Origin of the sequence: Nostoc sp., assembly GCF_036917195.1 — a bacterium.
Taxonomy (GTDB): domain Bacteria; phylum Cyanobacteriota; class Cyanobacteriia; order Cyanobacteriales; family Nostocaceae; genus Nostoc.
Map to the genome: position 1 here is coordinate 67,763 of NZ_JBALDG010000038.1, position 18,035 is coordinate 85,797.

Sequence of the window (18,035 nt, forward strand, 5' to 3'; positions counted from 1 at the left end):
CAAGAAAACTTAATAGTTCGTAGACAGAGGTAGTGTCACTATAAATAGAGTTCCCTTTTCTACTGCGCTGTTAACATCAATAGTCCCTTGTAGCTTTTGAGTGACCAAGTTGTAGACAATGTGCAGACCTAAACCACTGCCTCCCTGCTGTCTAGCGGTGGTAAAGAAAGGCTCAAAAATTTTGTTTAAGTTTTCTGGTGGAATGCCGCAACCATCATCGCTATATTGAATCACAACGCGTTGGCGTAGCCCGTCGTAGACATCGCCTTGTTGTTTCACCTCAATACGCAACTGCCCTGATTCGTGAGGTTGATAGGCATGATTTAGGGAATTCATGACTAAGTTGGTGAGAATTTGTGCCAAAGCCCCAGGATAGCTGTCAATGGTTACAGTTTCATCGCCTGTCACAGTCAGGGTATGGGAAGCTTGTTTGAGTTTGGGAGTTAAACTGGAGACAATTTCTTCCAAATACTGCTTGACTACAAATGTCCGCTGTTCCAAACTAGTCTGATCCACAGCTACTTGCTTGAAGCTTTGCACCAATTCGCCGGCACGATTTAGATTGCTAAGAATCAACTCAGTACTTTCCTTGGTGATTTCCAAATAGTTGTTTAAAACTGAACGCTTTAATTGCCCTTGTTCGATAGCTGTAATAAACCAACGGGTTTCGTCAGCTAGGGTAGAAGCGACGGTGATACTAGTGCCGACAGGAGTATTGATTTCATGGGCTACTCCAGCCACAAGACCACCCAAAGCCGCCATTTTCTCAGATTCCACAAGTTGCTTCTGGGTAGTTTTAAGGTCTTCTAGGGTTTGAGACAATTGTTGAGTTCGTTCTGCTACCTTTTGTTCTAAAGTATTGTATAGGGTAGCATTTTCAATAGAGATAGCAGCTTGGGAGGAAAGCAGATTTAAAACTTCCATCCGCTCTGCGGTAAAGGCTCCTGTTGTGAGATTATTTTCCAAATAGACAATCCCAATCAATTTGCCTTGATTGAGTAGGGGAAAACACAAAATAGATTTGGGTTGCTGTTGATGAATGTAAGAATCACGAGTGAAGTTGCCTTTATTAGCAGCATCGTGTAATACAACACTATCTTTAGTACGAATAACGTAATCAACAATGGCATTAGACACTACTGGTTCACTGAGGGTTTCGATGGTGTAGCCCGTTGTAGACATCGCTTCTTTAACTTTAACTGCATCTGAGTCAATTGTTCCTGATGCTTCAATCTGCCATTCTCCCTGTTGGTTGAGAAATAAATAACCCTTTTCTGCCCCAGCATTTTCGATGACGATTGTCATTAGTTTGGTCAGTAAAGTATCGAGTTTAATTTCTCGCCCCAGAACGTGAGACGCTTTGAGGAAGCTGTTTAAGTCTAAAGAATTTGATCGGGTGCTACTGGTAGAGATGGTTTTAGAGGTTAGAAATTGAGAGTTTATTTCGGCTTGGGTAAAAAATTGCGGATAGCATTTTTCTAAATGTTCTACTTTTGCTTTAGCTCCCCAGCGAATGTAGGCATAATAGGCGTTGAGCAGATAGTCTTGAGCAATTCTGTCTTTACCCCATTGGAGATAAAACCTGCCAGCGAGTTCATTGGCAAGGGCTTGTTCGTTGAGATATTCATGAACTGTAGCGTTAGCGATCGCGCGCTCGTACATCTCAATTGCCTCTGCTTTTTGCCTTAAGACACGATGCCGTTCAGCTTCCACTAAATAAAATTTATGCAATAAATTCATCGGAGCGTGGTGTGCCCATTTCTGCATTTGGGCTTGATTGACTGTTACTTTTTCTAATAAGCCTACTTGTGCTAATGGGAGAGCATCAGAATATAAAGCTAAGGCCGTCAGAGAATCGTAGAAATTGAAAAGTGGTACGATTATGGTTCCTACTACTCCATTTAGATACTTTTCTAACTCTTGGGCATTGGCTGCGGCTTGCGGGAAGTCTTGGAAAAGATAACACAGAACCAGCTTCGAGCAATATAAATGTGCCAGACCGGTGCGATCGCTAGCTTGCTCATGCCAGGGTAGCATTTGCTCCTCTTGATAAGCTGGCCCACTTAAAAGACAAGTATTTTCAGTTGTTCCTAGCAGATTTAAAGTTAATTGCCAATGAATAGCTAGATACTCAAGAGCCATTTTGTTTTGGACTTGACGGAAGGTATGATGGTAGCTAGCAATTTGCCGTTCAACTTCTACCAGGTTTTCTCCACACCCCCAGGAATGCACGCTATCATAAACAGCACAAAGACCGGAAAATTGTATATCTCCTCGGTCTCTACCAATTTGATAGGCTTCTTTTAAGGACTTGATGGTTTTCTGGACTGGTTCTTGCCAATGGCAGATACTAACATTAAAAACAAAATTGATATGACATTCGAGATATTGAGCATCGTAAAGCTCTAACAGGCTCAAAGCAAGTTGACCAAATTGATAACCCAATGGAATCTCTGCTAAGGCTCCACAGAGAATTAAACCGTACATCACATAACCAATTGTTGATAGTGCCGTATTGCCATGTTCCAGAGATAAATTCACCATCTCTAAAACCAGGAATGGGAGTACCTCATGTCCTCCCCGAAAAGCAGGTGACATGATGCTGGAAATAATTTGCATCGCTGCTAGTTGTTGATATGACTGCATTTGAGGTAAGTTGAACACCTGAGCAACTTCCCTTCCTGCCAAATGAATTGCTGTTTGCTCTAGCACTTTGCTCAGTTCTAAGGGACTCAAAGAAGAGGGAAAGTTAATTCCCAAAGCTTGTAGCACTTCTAGACCCGTTTTGGTAGCTGCCTGCAACTTGCTCTCAAGTGTAAGGGCTGTGATTTTAATCTCATAAACTTTCACCTTGTTTAACAAAGTTTTAGCGTGTTGCAGTACCTCTTCTACCCATCTATTCATTTGTGTGAAGTCACTACACAGAAGTGCTGCTTCTGCTGCTGACTCAAATAACTTTAATGTGAGGTCATAGTTTGTTTTCCAAGAGTCTGCTGCTAGTAATTTACTGCCCAGTGAAAAATATCCCATAGCAGCCTCGTAAGCCGTTGCAGCTTTGGCTTTACGTCCTGCTAATAAATTCAACTTGACTAATTGCTCCTGTTCGTTTTGAGTGTTAATTAACTCTGCACCAATATTTAATTGGTTAACAATTTCAAAAATTTTATCTTCTTGCTCTGCTGCTGATATATTGCTCAACATCAGTCGCCCGATTTTCAGATGGGTTTCTTTTTTTTGCGCTTCTGGAATCAGAGAATAAGCCGCTTGTTGCACGCGATCGTGCTGGAATTTACAATTAGCTTTACCAGCTTTTTTATTATCCCTGAAAGTTATCAGATGATATTGATTATTTGCAGGGACAATTAAACCTTCTTTTAGTGCTGGTAATAAATAGTCTAAAACCTGCTTCGCTGATTGCTGAGAAATCACTGCCAAGGTAGATAAATCAAAGTTATTCCCAATACAAGCAGCTAAGTGCAAAACCTTTTGAGTATCCTCTGCCAAATTGACAATTTTACTGGTCATTAACTCCACAACATTATGGGTAATGTCCTTGGCTTGAATCTGCTCTAAATCCCAATACCACTTTTTTTGTGTATAGTCAAAGCTGAGTAATGTTTCTGTATAGAGAGATTTGAAAAATTCAGTGGTAAAGAAGGCATTTCCCTGAGTTTTCTCAAAAACCAAATTAGTTAATGCCTGACTAAATATAGTTGAACAGGACAATGCTTTTGCAATTAAAGTATTTACATCCTTTATAGTCAGGTTTTTTAGATGAATCTTGGATATAGCTCCTCCCTGCTTCTCAATCTTGTTTAAAGTCATCACCAATGGATGAACTACATCTACTTCATTATCTCGATAAGCTCCGATGATGAGTAAATTTTGAATGTTGCGATCGCTTAAAATAATCTTGAGCAATTTCAGTGAGGCACTATCAGCCCATTGCAAGTCATCAATGAACAAAACTAGGGGATGTTCAGCCTGACAAATAGCCTTGATAAAGTTTTTAAAGACCAAATTAAAACGGTTTTGGGCTTCTTGTCCACCTACCTGAGTTACAGGAGATTGTTCGCCAATCACCAATTTTAAATTGGGAATAACATCAATTAAAACCTGTCCATTATTCCCAACAGCAGCTGATATCTTTTCTTGCCATTGCTGTAAGACATATTCACTTTCAGTCAATAATTGATTACACAGATCATTGAACGCTTGAGAAATGGCAAAGTAGGGAATATTTTTTTGGTACTGGTCATATTTACCCGCAATAAAATTACCGCGTTTAGCTGTAATAGGTTTATGAACCTAATTCACTAAAGCTGATTTACCTACTCCAGAATAGCCTGCAACCAACATCAATTCACTAGTGCCATTACTGACGCGATCAAAAGCCGCCAATAGCGTTTCAAGTTCTGCTTCCCGTCCATAGAGTTTTTGGGGAATAATAAATCTATCAGAGACATCCTGGCTACCCAATGGAAAGACATGGATATTCCCATTAATTTGGAGTTGATGCAAGCATTGTTCTAAATCTGCCTGAATACCATAAGCAGATTGATAGCGGTCTTCAGCATTCTTTGCCATCAATTTCATCACAATATCACAGAGGACTTGGGGAATCTCTTTCCTATTAAGAGTCCCCTGTACCCTATCCCCTAAAAATGGTTGTTTAGCAATATGGCAATGAATCAGCGCTAAGGTATCATCCCCTTGAAACGGTACTTCTCCTGTTAGTAACTTATAGAAAGTTCCTCCTAAAGAGTAGAAATCACTGCGATAGTCAATCGCCCGATTCATTCGCCCCGTTTGCTCAGGAGAAATGTATGTAATAGTGCCTTCTAGGACATTGGGATTTTTGAATAGTTGGGTTTCTCGTGACAGAACAGTAGAAATACCAAAATCAATGATTTTGACCTGTCTGGTATTGGGGTTAAAGACAATATTTGAGGGATTAATATCTTTGTGGATAATATTAACAGAGTGGATTTGTCTAAGGCTTTCGACGATAGAAATAGCCAACTGGAGAAACTGCTCTAACTCTATTTCTCCAGCTAACTGCAATTCAGTTAAAGAACTACCACCAAAGTCTTCCAACACTAAAACTGGTCGTTGTTGGTGAGTTTCCCAGGCGTAAACTTGGACAACTCCTGTGAAATGGAGATTGTGGGTAATGTCATATTCGCGCTGGTAACAAGCAATGCGTTCTGGCGAGGGATAAGCATCTCGCAGGGTTTTGAGAATTACAGGTTGGTTATCCGCTTCCCGGTAGCCTCGATATATCAGAGAGTTGCTGCTTTGGTAGATTTGGTCAATAATTTGATAGCCGGAAAGCGTGAGCATAGTTTGGGTACTCCTCAAAAGTGGGTTAATGCTATCCCAGTTACTTTGTTAGAGTTAGTGTACCCATCAGCAGCGCTATCGTAATCGCAGAAAACGTTTTAGATTAAGTAAGTTGGCGTCAATATTTCAGGCTATGTTAATAATTTTAAATGTATGGTGCGTTATCTCCGAGAGTACGGCAATATCAACAATTCAAGGTGCATTAGCCTACGGCATAACACACCCTACTTTTATTTAAAATTTTTGTGTACCTACAAAACCTTACACTGCCCATAATACCGTAACAAATGGTCACACAGTACCAAGGCCACCATTGCCTCAACCATTGGAACTGCACGCGGTAATACACAAGGATCATGGCGTCCTTTCGCTGCTAATAGCGTTTCTTCGCCCTCATGAGTTACAGTTTTCTGCTCTTTTCTAATTGTTGCTGTCGGCTTAAATGCAACTCGCAAAATGATATTTTCCCCGTTGGAAATTCCCCCTTGAATACCACCAGAACGATTTGTTAATGTGCGGATTTCACCATTTTGATCAATATAAAATTCGTCGTTATGCTCAATTCCCGTTAGCAGCGTTCCCCCAAAACCGGAACCAATTTCAAAGCCTTTGCTAGCAGGGAGAGACATGACACCCTTAGCGATATCAGCTTCTAATTTATCAAATACTGGTTCGCCCAAACCTTTGGGCAGATTTCGTGCCACACATTCTACTACACCGCCGATAGAATCACCTTGTCTACCAGTTTGTTCAATTAATTCAATCATGCGATCGCTGCATTCCGAATCGGGACAGCGGACGATATTGCTTTCCACTTGTTCTAAGGTGACAGTATTTGGATCAACTACACCTTCCAAGTCTTTGATGCGCTTAACGTAAGCGATAATTTCAACATTGGCGACTTGACGGAGAATTTTTTTAGCGATCGCACCTGCTGCTACTCTTCCAATTGTCTCACGCGCTGACGACCTACCCCCACCTTGCCAATTGCGAATGCCATATTTTGCATCATAAGTTGCATCCGCGTGAGAAGGCCGATACTTCTTTGCCATCTCGTCGTAATCTTGGGGACGAGTATCTTGATTACGTACCAAAATTGCTATAGGCGTTCCTAATGTTTTACCTTCAAATACCCCTGATAAAATCTCGCAGGTATCCGCTTCTTTGCGAGGGGTCGTAATTTTACTTTGTCCGGGACGCCTTCTATCTAGTTCTGCTTGAATTTCTTCTGCCGAAATTTCTAGTTGTGGAGGACAACCATCAATCACAACCCCCACACCGCCGCCGTGAGACTCGCCAAAAGTACTGATGCGAAATAGATGACCAAAAGTGTTGCCCATGATTTTGAGGAAAAAGGTGAGGCTTATGTATTCTACCTAGAGTTCTTGCAAAAGTTTGTTTTTGCTCTTGTAGAATTTTTCGCTATTTTCTAGTATTTATCCAACAGTGTCTCTAAGTTCTTATCCAACTCTATATTGGTAAATACCTCATCTGTTGCTAACTTAAATTAAAAGCGCCCTCCCAATTTGGGAGAGCGCTTTTTGATTTAGCTAATCTTTACTATTTAACCGTTGATAGCAGGAGCAGTAAGAACCACAGGAGCAAAATCACCAGCAGCTAAATTTTAGGGGAAGTTGTGAACATTGCGCTCGTGCATTACTTCCATACCCAAGTTAGCCCGGTTGATTATATCTGCCCAAGTCGCAATCACACGACCTTCTGAATCAATGATTGATTAGTTGAAGTTGAAACGGTTCAAGTTGAACGCCATTGTAGCTTACACCCAAGGCGGTGAACCAGATGCCGATTACAAGCTATGCTGCTAAGAATTAGAAGCAAAATTGAGATTTGTAAAGAAATATTAGATCGCTATTGATTATGATAGTGATTTTTTTAGTGATGAACCGCGTCTAGAGACGCAATTCATCTAGTTTTATCAACCAGGGGGCCAGCTCAACTGCCGTCCTCCCAAAATATGCACATGTAAGTGATCGACTGTTTGGCCGCCGTCATCACCAGTGTTGATCACAACTCGATAACCATTTTTCAGTCCAGCTTCTTCGGCAACACGTTTGGCGGTTAAGAAAAGATGCCCCAACAGAGCATGATCCTCAGATTGAGCATCAGCTAGTGTCGCAATGGGTTTTTTGGGAATGACGAGGATGTGAACGGGTGCTTGGGGATGGATATCTTTGAATGCTAGGGCCAAATTATCCTCATAAACAATATCAGCGGGAATTTCCCGACGAATGATTTTGCTGAAAATCGTTTCTGTAGCTTCACTCATGCCAATCTACCTACTCATCTGCTAGAGATTTTATATTAGTCCGGTAAATCATTTGTCATTAAAATGTCTTTGCGTTTCTCCAAGTTCTGATGCCTGCGACGGGCTGCGCCAACGCCGGAAGCTGGCACTCAGACAACTCAGGGCGTCAGTTTAAATGATAAGTCTTTAAGCGGACATGATATTAAAGGTTTGCTGTAATGACTAGCTCACCCACACAACAAAATACTCCTTCCTGTGATAAAGTCTTCTGTAGATAAAATTCGTCCCACCCCACCATAGATATAAGAATTACAATCTCTCACTCAACTATAGGGTGGAATTTTCATGCTTGGAAAGTTGCATATTTCATGTATTAGTGCTTTGGAAATTGATATGAGACTGTCAAAATACTATTTTTTTGTTTTTATTATTATCATAGTTAGCATTTTTCTGCGTTTCTGTTTGTTGCAAAATCAAAGTCTTTGGTTTGATGAAGGTTGGAGTCTAGCTTTATCTGATGGTAGAACCTTTCAAGAAAATCTCTCCGGAATTATAAATCGAGAAGCTGGTGACAAATACCAACCGCTTTATTATTTGGTCTTGTTCTATTGGCGTTCAGCTTTTGGAGATAGTGAATTTGCCATTCGATCGCTCTCAGCTTTGGTGGGAGTCGGCTCAGTAATTGCTATATTCTTTACTAGCCTACGTGTTTATGGAAAAAAACATGCCTTATGGTCGTCCATGCTCCTTGCTGTTAGTTCTTTCAACGTGTTCTACAGCCAAGATGCCAGACCTTATGCATTATTAATATTTCTAACCACACTTCAGATATATTTTTTTAGTCATTCAATTAAAGAAGATAAGAGTAATAAGATTATTTCACAAGTGCTTTTTGGAATCTTTACTGCCATAGGAAGTTTTGGTAGTATTTTGACAATAATCTTTAGTTTTTCCCTTAGTTTATCTCATGCTATTGTTTATAAAAACATCAAAGAATGGATCAAATGGTGGATACCTGCGGTAATTTTTTCTTTTCCAATGATTTGGTTCTATTTGTCTTCACCTGCTGTATCTGATCCGACAGCTACTGTAGTTACTCGGACTGGATTGCCCATACTTCAAAACATTCTTTTTGTGATCTACGGTATATTGGTTGGCACATCATATGGGCCGCCACTGGAGCAATTACGGGGTGAGGAAAAGATAAAGGTTTTACTTAGTTACTGGCCCCTTTTATTAATCCTTATTATTGTGATTAGTGTAATTTTTATAGCTTTATTAACAAATTTATTGAGACAGCACAAAATAAAAAAATATCAACGGGCTGATTACTTATTTACATCTCTTTTAGTTACATCATTTTTAATAGCTTTTATCTTTGCTCTGGTGACCAAAATTAATTGGCTACCGCGTCACTCTTTTTATCTATGTATACCAGCTTTGATTCTGATCCCATCAGCGTTTCTACATAACTCTTACCGTCAGAATAAACTTGATATATTGCCTCAATTTGCCAAGTTAGCTACTGTTTTTTTGATAATTATGAATGTTTATTCAAATTTTCAATACTATTCAAATCCAGCCTATGCAAAAGACGACTACCGCTCGGCTGTTCACTACGTTTTACAACATCGAGATAAATCAGCCAAATCTGTATTGTTTTTTGGACAGCCTAGATTACTCCAATATTATGGAGATTCATCGACTTTATATGCACCAGAATATATTCTCAAAACAATAAATGGTAAAAATCTTGCAGAAAAAGTTAGTACAATAACCAAAAATGCAGATTCAGTTTTTGTGATAACTAATCGCGAATTTAATTGGGGACTCAAAGATGTTTTTAAAAGAGAAATGAGTGATTTATATAGCTTGGAAGAAGAGGTTGATTGGCCTTATATGAAAATATATCGATTTACAAGGAAGAAATAGAAGAAAGCACCATAGTATATGCCTTGTAAACATACAGCCTTATAAGCTCGACTTGCTCCATTTTTGTGAATGGTGCGATCGCTGTGCTAAGTTGGATGTGGTGAAAGCACAGGTCAATGAAGAGACAGGAAGAGGGAAAGCAAGGGCGGAATACAGTAATGGCTGTGTCCCACACCTCAAATGCTTGGGTAGGGATTGATACCGATGTTCCGCTTCGCTACTCGTCTTGGTGTTTTAAAAGTATTTTTGGTAACATCAAAGCCTCCCAAACTTAACCCTCCGAGCAAGCCTTCCCTGCATTCGCGCAGCTGATGTGCGGGAATGGGGGTTTCAAAGCCTCTCTCCCTATGGAAGAGAGGAATGGAAGCGGGGTTTATAGTGTACTTCGCGACTTTTCAAACATCCACTTAGGGCACATTTGTTAATTGCATACCTGACTTATTTAGCAGCGCCTTTTTTAGAACTGATGCAGCTTGAAGATGCTAAAGGTGCAAAAGCTTTAATCCGAAAATATACAGATACAAGATTGATTCTTCCCATACCATAAGCTGCTATTTATCTTGATCCCCCAGACAATTACTAGCAGCTACTATATATTTTGTAAATTGGACAGGATGCTTAACATACAATAATAGTGCTATATATTTGTAGTTCCAAATTTTAATAAACTACGAAGGCTTAAAAATATCGCAAAGCCGACTTTTGCAACACAACCGTATTTGATGGCTAAATCAATTGTTTCAACAAAACGCCTCAGCAGACAGTTAATCCGCTGGTTGCTTCAAGAAGACCGACGAGGGAAGGAAAGACCTTACCGCAAGCAAGAAATACATCGCCAGCATCCTTGGTGGCAGGTGATGTGCTTGACTGGTGTAGATTATTTCTCGACTCTTGGCTATCAACCTGGGATTGCAGCACTGGCAGCTGGCACTCTTTCTCCTGTGGCTACCCTGGTTCTGGTTTTGCTGACGCTCTTTGGAGCATTGCCAATCTATCGCCGCATTGCTGCCGAAAGCCCTCATGGTGAAGGGTCGATCGCAATGTTAGAGCGTTTGCTCCCTTGGTGGCAAGGCAAATTACTTGTGCTGTGCCTACTCGGCTTTGTAGCAACCGACTTTATTATTACCATTACCTTGTCGGCTGCTGATGCTACAGCCCATATCATCGAAAATCCGCTGGCTCCAAATTGGCTTCACAATCAGACGATCGCAATCACCCTGGTATTAGTTGCATTACTAGGTGCAGTTTTCCTCAAAGGTTTCCGAGAAGCAATTGGTATTGCAGTAATTTTGGTGGGAGTTTATTTAGTTTTAAACTTCATTGTCGTTAGCGTCGGTTTGTATCAGATCCTAACTCACCCTGAAGCGATTACTAACTGGCAGACTGCACTTTTTGCCAGCCATTCTAACCCTTTGATCCTAATCGGTATCGCTCTTTTGATATTCCCCAAGCTAGCACTGGGATTGTCAGGCTTTGAGACTGGCGTGACCGTTATGGGCCTGGTAAAAGGGAGCAGCAGTGACACTCAAGAGTATTCCAAAGGGCGGCTTCGGAATACACGCAAACTGCTCACCACTGCTGCTGTGATTATGAGCTTCTTTTTGCTCACCACCAGCTTTATAACCACTCTCCTAATTCCCGCTGCACAATTTGCATCTGGGGGCAAAGCCAACGGACGGGCCCTTGCTTATTTAGCCCATCTGCATCTAGGCAATGGCTTTGGCACAATTTACGATCTAAGTACTATTTCCATTTTGTGGTTTGCAGGTGCATCTGCAATGGCAGGGCTGCTGAATATTGTGCCTCGCTACCTACCACGCTATGGCATGGCACCCAATTGGGCCCGAGTAACGCGACCTTTAGTGTTAGTCTACACAGCGATCGCTTTTGTGGTCACAATTATCTTCAGAGCAAATGTGGAAGCCCAAGGTGGGGCTTACGCAACTGGTGTGCTTGTATTGATTACCTCAGCTGCCTTTGCCGTCACTCTATCAGCCCACCGTCACAGAGAGAAGCGAGCAAGACTCCTCTTTGCAATCATCACACTGTTGTTTATATATACTACTGTTGTCAATATCATCGAAAGACCAGAAGGGATTAGGATAGCTGGGTTTTTCATCGGGGCGATCATTTTTACCTCGCTGGTATCTCGTGTTTGGCGTTCAACGGAACTGCGAACAGAGCGGATCGAAGTTGACGAACTTGCTGGCCAATTCCTTGCTGAAGAAAGCCAGGGAGCAATCCGGCTGATTGCAAATCGGTTGAATAAGGGTGATGTCCTAGAGTATTTTATGAAAGAGAAAGAGGTACGCGAGGACAACCATATTCCATCCAACGATCCAATTCTGTTTCTAGAAATTAAGGTATCCGATGCTTCGGAATTTGCGGATATCATCACAGTAAAAGGGGTGCAAGTTGGTGATTACCGCATTCTCCGGGCTGAAAGTGCAGCAGTACCTAATGCGATCGCCGCTTTACTGCTCTATATTCGTGACCAAACAGGTAAGATTCCCCATGCCTACTTCGGTTGGGTTGAGGGCAACCCCATACAATACTTACTGCGTTTTATCTTGTTTGGGGAAGGTGATATTGCTGTGGTCACCCGTGAAGTACTCCGTCGGGCTGAAAAGAATCCCCACAGGCGTCCTGGCGTTCATGTCGGGGGGTAATTATGATGGTTGATTGAAGAGCACATTGATTCAATGACATATATCTTTGCAAAAACCCTTACCTTTGAAGATTTTTTGTCTCAATACCGAGATAATCCGCGTTATGAGCTGGCAGATGGAGAACTAATTGACATAGAACCCACTGGCCCGCACGAAACGGTGAGTGGCAAACTTGCAACCCAAATTGGTATCTACCTTGTTGCAGAACAACTCCCCTGGTTTATTCCTCGCACTTGTTTAATTTACCCCTTCGCAGATGCAGCTACAGCTCGTCGTCCTGATGTCGTAGTTATCGATGAAACTGTTCTCAACCGTGAACCCCTTTGGGAACGAGAACCTGTAATTACACTGGGGCGATCCATTAAACTGGTGGTTGAAGTTGTTAGCACCAACTGGGAAACTGACTATGCTCGCAAGGTTGAGGAATATGCCCTCTTAGGCATTCCTGAATATTGGATTGTGGATTATCGAGGATTAGGCGGTGTGGCATTTATTGGTAAACCCAAACAACCTACCTTTACTGTCTGTCAATTGGTTGAAGACACCTATACTCAACAAAAATATCGGCTGAACCAATCAATTAACTCACCGCTTTTGCCCCGTCTCCAACTTCGCCTAGATGATATTTTGCCTCTGTAAGTGTTGCAGAGTGAAATTGGTAAGCAAACGCACAATATTAGCTTTATGTTCGCCGATTAACTAGGGTAGCGCTAGCTTGGTCAACAGGCATCAGCACAACTTCATTAATATTGATATGTGGCGATCGCGTCACGCAGAAAAATATCACATCAGCCACATCGTCTGCTGTCAGGGGTGTAACTCCCTGGTAAACTTTGTTGGCGCGTTCAGTATCTCCGTGAAAGCGCACCTCGCTAAATTCCGTTTCTACCATACCAGGATCAACGGAAGTTACACGGACTCGCGTTCCCAACAGGTCTTGTTTTAAACCTTGAGAAATTGCTCTCACAGCTGCTTTGGTAGCACAGTAGACATTGCCTCCGGGATAGGTTTGATGTCCGGCAATGGAACCTAAATTTACCACATGACCGCGATCGCGACTCACCATTCCGGGAACGACATAACGCGAAAGGTAAAGTAAACCCTTAACGTTAGTATCAATCATGTCTTCCCAGTCTTGAAAGCTGCCTTCGTGCAACTTGTCTAAACCACGACTTAGACCAGCATTGTTAATGAGAATGTCGATGTCAGACCAAGCAGAAGGGAGAGTAGAAATAGCAGATTCAACAGCGTTGCGATCGCGCACATCTAGCTGTAACAAATGAATTTCAGTACTAAAATCTTTACTGAGAGTATCTGCTAGCTGCTGCAAACGTTCTAACCGTCGTGCCGCTAGGATTAATTTTGCACCAGCACCAGCAAAGATTCTGGCACAAGCAGTACCAATACCACTACTTGCACCAGTGATCAAAATGATTTGATTTTGTAGAGAAGTCATTAGGATAGTTAGGAGTGAGGAGTTAACAGTTATGAATTATGAATTAGCAGAAGTTTCATCGTTCATAATTTATCATCAGTCGGTCTATAACTCCTAACTCCTGTAGAGACGCGATTAATCACGTCTTTACTTCTTCACTACTTGCAGGCGCTGAGTTACCATCGTCATCCCATTACCCCGCAGGATGACAGCAGAAACCCATTGGCTACCAGGGATAGATGGTGCTTGTCCCGTTTTAAACAGTCCGCCAGATGTCAGTAATTCCAAATCCACGGGTGTAGGGTTGAGAAATTTTTCTGGTTGGATAGATTCCTCAAGTGCCGTTCCTAGTAGAAAATCATCACCAAGTGGTTCTTGGATGATCGCATCAAAATTATACTTCTGACCAACTAGTACCTGCTGTGGTAATTTAATATCAATTTGGGGCGGCTTGCTGCCAGAGGTAAGTAGGGTGCGTTCTGCCAAAATATCTTGGCGGATGATTTTGCCGCTTACAATGCGCTGACGCGATTTAATCGTGGCATTGAGAGCCAAATTATTGCTGTTACCGGAGGGTAAGCCAGTTATCTTCGTTTCTGTTTCAGCTATAATCCCATTGCCTTCAGATTTTGAAGATAGCAGTTTCGTGCTGTATTGCAATTTGGGATATCGTTGCCAAAGTGAAATCAAAGACTTTTCCAGAGTTTGGAGGTTTAATCCATCCCCATGAGTAAAATTGGGGCTGTAGTATTGCAATACCCCTTTGACATCGCCCCGGCTGGCGGCTGCATCAACTTGTGTCAACAGGTTTTTCAGATTGGCTGGTGCATTTTGGGCTGTAGTGGCTTGGACTAATTGCTGTGGTGTCGTCGCTTGAGTGCGTTCCCAACCATTTGTTAAACCAAGGGTTAGCAGGAAGGAAACCAGCCAGATATTTGCTGTAAATCTGAGTTGGCTTCTCACTAAGGTGGTAATAATGTTAGTCATTGGTAAGAGTTTACTGATTTGATGAGAGAAAGTAAGGAAATTGTTTTATCTTAGTTAAGCTAGGCGCTAAACGGTAGAGGTTTGATGGCAAACGCACCGACACGATTATTAATAGCTGCCAGTGGGACTGGTGGACACTTGTTTCCAGCGATCGCACTGGCAGAAAAACTTCCAGATTATCAAATAGAATGGCTGGGAGTCCCCAATCGGCTAGAAACTCAACTTGTCCCCAAACAGTATCCCTTGAATACTATTGCAGTTGAAGGGTTTCAGCAAGGGTTTGGATTCTCCTCGGTTCGCACCTTGGGTAAACTCGCCCTTTCGATTCTGGAAGTTAGACGAATTCTTAAACAGGGAAATTTTCAAGGGGTGTTTACCACAGGAGGTTACATTGCCGGGCCAGCAGTCATTGCGGCGCGTTCCCTCAGTTTACCCGTGGTTTTCCACGAATCTAACGCAATACCTGGTAAAGTAACTCGCTTTTTTGGCCCTTGGTGTAGTGCGGTAGCTTTGGGATTTGAAGTAGCTGCTAAGTATTTGCCCCGTGCAAAAAATGTCTGTGTTGGCACTCCTGTGCGATCACAATTTCTCGATGGGGCAATTGATGCACCCTTGGATTTAGCCATTCCTGAGGGTGTTCCCTTAATTGTCGTATTTGGTGGTAGCCAAGGTGCAGTTGCGGTTAATAAGTTGGTGCGCGAATCTGCAAACGCTTGGTTTGATGCTGGTGTCTATGTAGTACACTTAACTGGCGATCGCGATCCAGAAGCCGATAGTCTCAAACATCCACAGTACAAAGCCTTACCTTTTTACAACAATATGGCGGCGTTGTTGCAACGAGCAACTCTTGCTATTAGTCGTTCTGGGGCAGGTAGCTTGACAGAATTGGCAGTGTGTGGAACGCCAGCGATTTTGATTCCTTACCCCTTTGCCGCAGAAGACCATCAATCTTACAATGCAGACGTATTTACTTCATCTGGTGCAGCGTTAACACTGAAGCAATCGGAATTGACAGCACAAGCATTGCAAAGTAATGTATTAAATTTGTTGCAGTCACCGCAAGAGTTAGCCAAGATGGGGGAAAAAGTAAAGGCGATCGCAGTTCCCGATAGTGCCGAAAAGTTGGCGCAATTAGTGCGTGAGGTGATAGAAACATAACGTTGATTATTTAGCATTAGAAATTGATTTTCCAAGCTATGAAGATCCTATTCAACCAAAAATTTCGCTTTCCAGTAGGTTGTGCTGCTTTATTACTTGTCAGTTTAGCCAGTAGCCATGTATATACTCAGTTAAAAACTAAACAGCTAGCTCAACAAGATCAGTCCTTTACTCAGCAAGAAAATTTTGCCCCACTTCAATCACAAATTTTTCTCACTTCAGAATTTAAAAATGCTTTTGTTGCTCAACAAACATCTAATGAAATTATTGGAAAGCAAAACGCTTTTTCATCTCAGCAAGATTTGATATCAGCATCTGCACCCTATGCAGTTGTCGATGAGTTCAAAAAATATAAATTTAAGATTAATGGTAGCCAGGTTGTTACTCCAGTTAAATTACCAAGTAGTAAGGTTAACTTCCCTCAAGGAGATTTATTAACCGTTCTCGTTAATACTAGAAAATATTTTCAAGACTACTCTTCAGAAGACCCAGATATTCTGCGTACAGGAATACTTGCCACTCAAGGGGTTACTGTGCAAGATGTTATCAAAACTTTAGATTTTATGATTGTTGTCTTAAAGGAGGATATTGCTAATAATCGAGCTACTCGTTTACAAGACCCTAAATTTATCAATACTAATTTTCGAGTCATTAAATGGTCTGCCTACAACCCAAATAATAAACAGCAAAAACAATTACGAATTACCAAATATGCTGTCTTTACTCACTCTGGTTCTCGCAAGAAAACCTCTACTTTTAATACACCCATTTATAGCTTAAAAGAATCTAATAACGATAAGTTTTACACTAGATACACAAAGCAAGATGTTTTATCCGGTATTTATGAACCAGGTGGTAGAGAATTTGGAAAAGTTACAAGTCTGGCTTATCTGACCAGAAATGGTTTAGAAGAAGCAATTATGGAAGGAACAATCCTGATTAATTTTACAGATGGTTATAAGGCATTTTTTAATGTAGATAGAAATAATGGAATGTCTTATATTCGCGGATTGAAAGCAACAGCACAAAAGCGTTATTGGTATTTTAGAGAAGTTGATGCTATTAAAGGCTATGGATACAAAATAGATGCAAAAATTTCTGTCAAACCCGGAGTCACTTTTGCTGGAGATGTTTTGAATATCGGTTTAGGTAAAGTGATTGTGATTGAGCATACTCAAGGTGGTCGCAAACATCTGCAAATGGGAGTTATAGCTGATACAGGCGGAGCATTTTTACCCAATCTTTATCAACTCGATTTTTTGGCAGGTATTTTTAAGAATAAAAAACAATTTGGGCAGCATATCACGCAATTGCCTGAGTATGCTACAGCATATTTTCTAGTAAAGAAGTAATGCATTGACTGTGCCAATTTTAGATTAAAGAATTGAAGAATTGTTCAAATAAAAACACGGCGGTCTCTAAGTATTTTCTTCCAATCTGAAATCTAAAATTGATTGCCCCATACCCAATCTTGCCAGGGTCAATCTAAAATCGTTCGACTGAGCGTAGCCGTTCGCGTAGCATTCCGCAGGAAAGTCCAAAATCTAAAATTGATAGACTTGATGTCAAAAATCTACGCACGCGTCAACAGTTCTAGATTATGACCATTAGGGTCATAGAAATAGAAGCCACGACCTTCCTTCCAGTGGTTAATTTGTCCTTTATTTTGATGCATGGGGTCACTACTGTATTCAATACCTGCGTCTTTGACACGTGCAAAAATTGCATCAAATTCCTCATCACTAACATGGAATGCATAATGATGCGACTCGAACGCCTCAGCGTCGGCGAAGTCGAGCGTCAGTGCATCATTTATATGCACAGCAGCGAAGTGACCAACGGGAACCTCGACCTCTAAACCAAAAATTTTTGCAAACAACTTTGCCGATGCTTGCTTGTCATATACAGGCACTATGGTGTGATTTAGAGTAATTGTCATGTCACACCTCCCCTCCTAATTTCGGTAGTAATCGATATCAACTCTCTATTCAGAGTCGATAACAACTCTATTTTATCTTTTCAGCGCTGACACCAGAGTAAACCTATATAAATTCTATGTTCAATGTATTTAGAACACCTGCAAACACTCAATTTAACTCTTAAATAAGCAAAACTAATAACTTTTATCAGCTTTACTGAAGTAATAAAACTTGATTAAAAATTGTAAAGCAGTGTAAAGTAGTTTCACAGGCGAAAACAAAACCGTCTGATTCATAAATAACTAACCGCACTTATAAAACAATGA

Annotated in this window: 12 protein-coding genes and 2 pseudogenes; 6 read left to right on the forward strand and 8 right to left on the reverse strand. The window is 41.3% G+C overall.

What is annotated here, in order from left to right:
• Window positions 1-9: 9 nt before the first annotated feature.
• The 5 genes and pseudogenes from V7K40_RS13425 to V7K40_RS13445 all read right to left on the reverse strand — a co-directional run bounded on the left by V7K40_RS13425 (window position 10) and on the right by V7K40_RS13445 (window position 7,630).
• Window positions 10-3,825, reverse strand: a complete 3,816-nt coding sequence (locus V7K40_RS13425) for an ATP-binding protein (protein WP_334960305.1) — start codon at window positions 3,823-3,825, stop codon at window positions 10-12.
• A gap of 57 nt (window positions 3,826-3,882) precedes the next feature.
• Window positions 3,883-5,343 (reverse strand): annotated as a pseudogene (locus tag V7K40_RS13430) (AAA family ATPase); the annotation flags it as partial.
• A 251-nt stretch (window positions 5,344-5,594) separates the two neighbouring features.
• Window positions 5,595-6,683, reverse strand: a complete 1,089-nt coding sequence (gene aroC, locus V7K40_RS13435) for a chorismate synthase (protein WP_334960280.1) — start codon at window positions 6,681-6,683, stop codon at window positions 5,595-5,597.
• A 284-nt stretch (window positions 6,684-6,967) separates the two neighbouring features.
• Window positions 6,968-7,172: pseudogene (locus V7K40_RS13440) on the reverse strand (photosystem II q(b) protein); the annotation flags it as partial.
• Window positions 7,173-7,279: 107 nt separating this feature from the next.
• Window positions 7,280-7,630, reverse strand: a complete 351-nt coding sequence (locus V7K40_RS13445) for a histidine triad nucleotide-binding protein (protein WP_298912072.1) — start codon at window positions 7,628-7,630, stop codon at window positions 7,280-7,282.
• 324 nt (window positions 7,631-7,954) lie between these two features.
• On the opposite strand from V7K40_RS13445, the gene V7K40_RS13450 reads away from it, so the two are divergent.
• The 4 genes from V7K40_RS13450 to V7K40_RS13465 all read left to right on the forward strand — a co-directional run bounded on the left by V7K40_RS13450 (window position 7,955) and on the right by V7K40_RS13465 (window position 12,849).
• Complete coding sequence (locus tag V7K40_RS13450) at window positions 7,955-9,541, forward strand: glycosyltransferase family 39 protein (protein WP_334960284.1); 1,587 nt, start codon at window positions 7,955-7,957, stop codon at window positions 9,539-9,541.
• A 116-nt stretch (window positions 9,542-9,657) separates the two neighbouring features.
• Window positions 9,658-9,816, forward strand: coding sequence for a hypothetical protein (locus V7K40_RS13455; RefSeq protein ID WP_334960286.1), 159 nt, complete (start codon window positions 9,658-9,660; stop codon window positions 9,814-9,816).
• A gap of 447 nt (window positions 9,817-10,263) precedes the next feature.
• A complete protein-coding gene (locus tag V7K40_RS13460) occupies window positions 10,264-12,210 on the forward strand; it encodes an amino acid transporter (protein WP_334960288.1) in 1,947 nt (648 codons plus the stop codon).
• A 33-nt stretch (window positions 12,211-12,243) separates the two neighbouring features.
• Window positions 12,244-12,849 (forward strand): Uma2 family endonuclease, encoded by a 606-nt coding sequence (locus V7K40_RS13465; RefSeq protein WP_334960290.1) that lies wholly within the window; start codon window positions 12,244-12,246, stop codon window positions 12,847-12,849.
• Window positions 12,850-12,892: 43 nt separating this feature from the next.
• Here the strand turns inward: V7K40_RS13465 and V7K40_RS13470 are convergent, their stop codons facing one another.
• Window positions 12,893-13,666 carry an SDR family oxidoreductase gene (locus V7K40_RS13470; protein ID WP_334960292.1) on the reverse strand — a complete coding sequence of 258 codons (774 nt, stop codon included), beginning with the start codon at window positions 13,664-13,666 and terminating at the stop codon, window positions 12,893-12,895.
• A 126-nt stretch (window positions 13,667-13,792) separates the two neighbouring features.
• Window positions 13,793-14,632, reverse strand: coding sequence for a nuclear transport factor 2 family protein (locus tag V7K40_RS13475; protein WP_334960294.1), 840 nt, complete (start codon window positions 14,630-14,632; stop codon window positions 13,793-13,795).
• Window positions 14,633-14,716: 84 nt separating this feature from the next.
• On the opposite strand from V7K40_RS13475, the gene murG reads away from it, so the two are divergent.
• Both murG and V7K40_RS13485 read left to right on the forward strand, forming a co-directional pair.
• Entirely contained in the window at window positions 14,717-15,790 is a 1,074-nt protein-coding gene (murG, locus tag V7K40_RS13480; RefSeq protein ID WP_334960296.1) for an undecaprenyldiphospho-muramoylpentapeptide beta-N-acetylglucosaminyltransferase, read from the forward strand.
• Window positions 15,791-15,828: 38 nt separating this feature from the next.
• On the forward strand, window positions 15,829-17,142 hold the full coding sequence (locus V7K40_RS13485; protein WP_334960308.1) for a hypothetical protein: 1,314 nt from the start codon (window positions 15,829-15,831) through the stop codon (window positions 17,140-17,142).
• A gap of 221 nt (window positions 17,143-17,363) precedes the next feature.
• Here the strand turns inward: V7K40_RS13485 and V7K40_RS13490 are convergent, their stop codons facing one another.
• On the reverse strand, window positions 17,364-17,729 hold the full coding sequence (locus V7K40_RS13490) for a VOC family protein (RefSeq protein ID WP_334960299.1): 366 nt from the start codon (window positions 17,727-17,729) through the stop codon (window positions 17,364-17,366).
• Window positions 17,730-18,035 lie beyond the last annotated feature (306 nt).

What these genes read in the sequence shown, in the direction of transcription:
- V7K40_RS13450 (WP_334960284.1), top strand. Translation starts at nt 7,955, where the DNA reads ATGCTTGGAAAGTTGCATATTTCATGTATTAGTGCTTTGGAAATTGAT.
- V7K40_RS13470 (WP_334960292.1), bottom strand. Translation starts at nt 13,666, where the DNA reads ATGACTTCTCTACAAAATCAAATCATTTTGATCACTGGTGCAAGTAGT.
- V7K40_RS13475 (WP_334960294.1), bottom strand. Translation starts at nt 14,632, where the DNA reads ATGACTAACATTATTACCACCTTAGTGAGAAGCCAACTCAGATTTACA.
- murG (WP_334960296.1), top strand. Translation starts at nt 14,717, where the DNA reads ATGGCAAACGCACCGACACGATTATTAATAGCTGCCAGTGGGACTGGT.
- V7K40_RS13490 (WP_334960299.1), bottom strand. Translation starts at nt 17,729, where the DNA reads ATGACAATTACTCTAAATCACACCATAGTGCCTGTATATGACAAGCAA.
- aroC (WP_334960280.1), bottom strand. Translation starts at nt 6,683, where the DNA reads ATGGGCAACACTTTTGGTCATCTATTTCGCATCAGTACTTTTGGCGAG.
- V7K40_RS13445 (WP_298912072.1), bottom strand. Translation starts at nt 7,630, where the DNA reads ATGAGTGAAGCTACAGAAACGATTTTCAGCAAAATCATTCGTCGGGAA.
- V7K40_RS13485 (WP_334960308.1), top strand. Translation starts at nt 15,829, where the DNA reads ATGAAGATCCTATTCAACCAAAAATTTCGCTTTCCAGTAGGTTGTGCT.
- V7K40_RS13460 (WP_334960288.1), top strand. Translation starts at nt 10,264, where the DNA reads ATGGCTAAATCAATTGTTTCAACAAAACGCCTCAGCAGACAGTTAATC.
- V7K40_RS13465 (WP_334960290.1), top strand. Translation starts at nt 12,244, where the DNA reads ATGACATATATCTTTGCAAAAACCCTTACCTTTGAAGATTTTTTGTCT.
- V7K40_RS13425 (WP_334960305.1), bottom strand. Translation starts at nt 3,825, where the DNA reads ATGACTTTAAACAAGATTGAGAAGCAGGGAGGAGCTATATCCAAGATT.
- V7K40_RS13455 (WP_334960286.1), top strand. Translation starts at nt 9,658, where the DNA reads ATGAAGAGACAGGAAGAGGGAAAGCAAGGGCGGAATACAGTAATGGCT.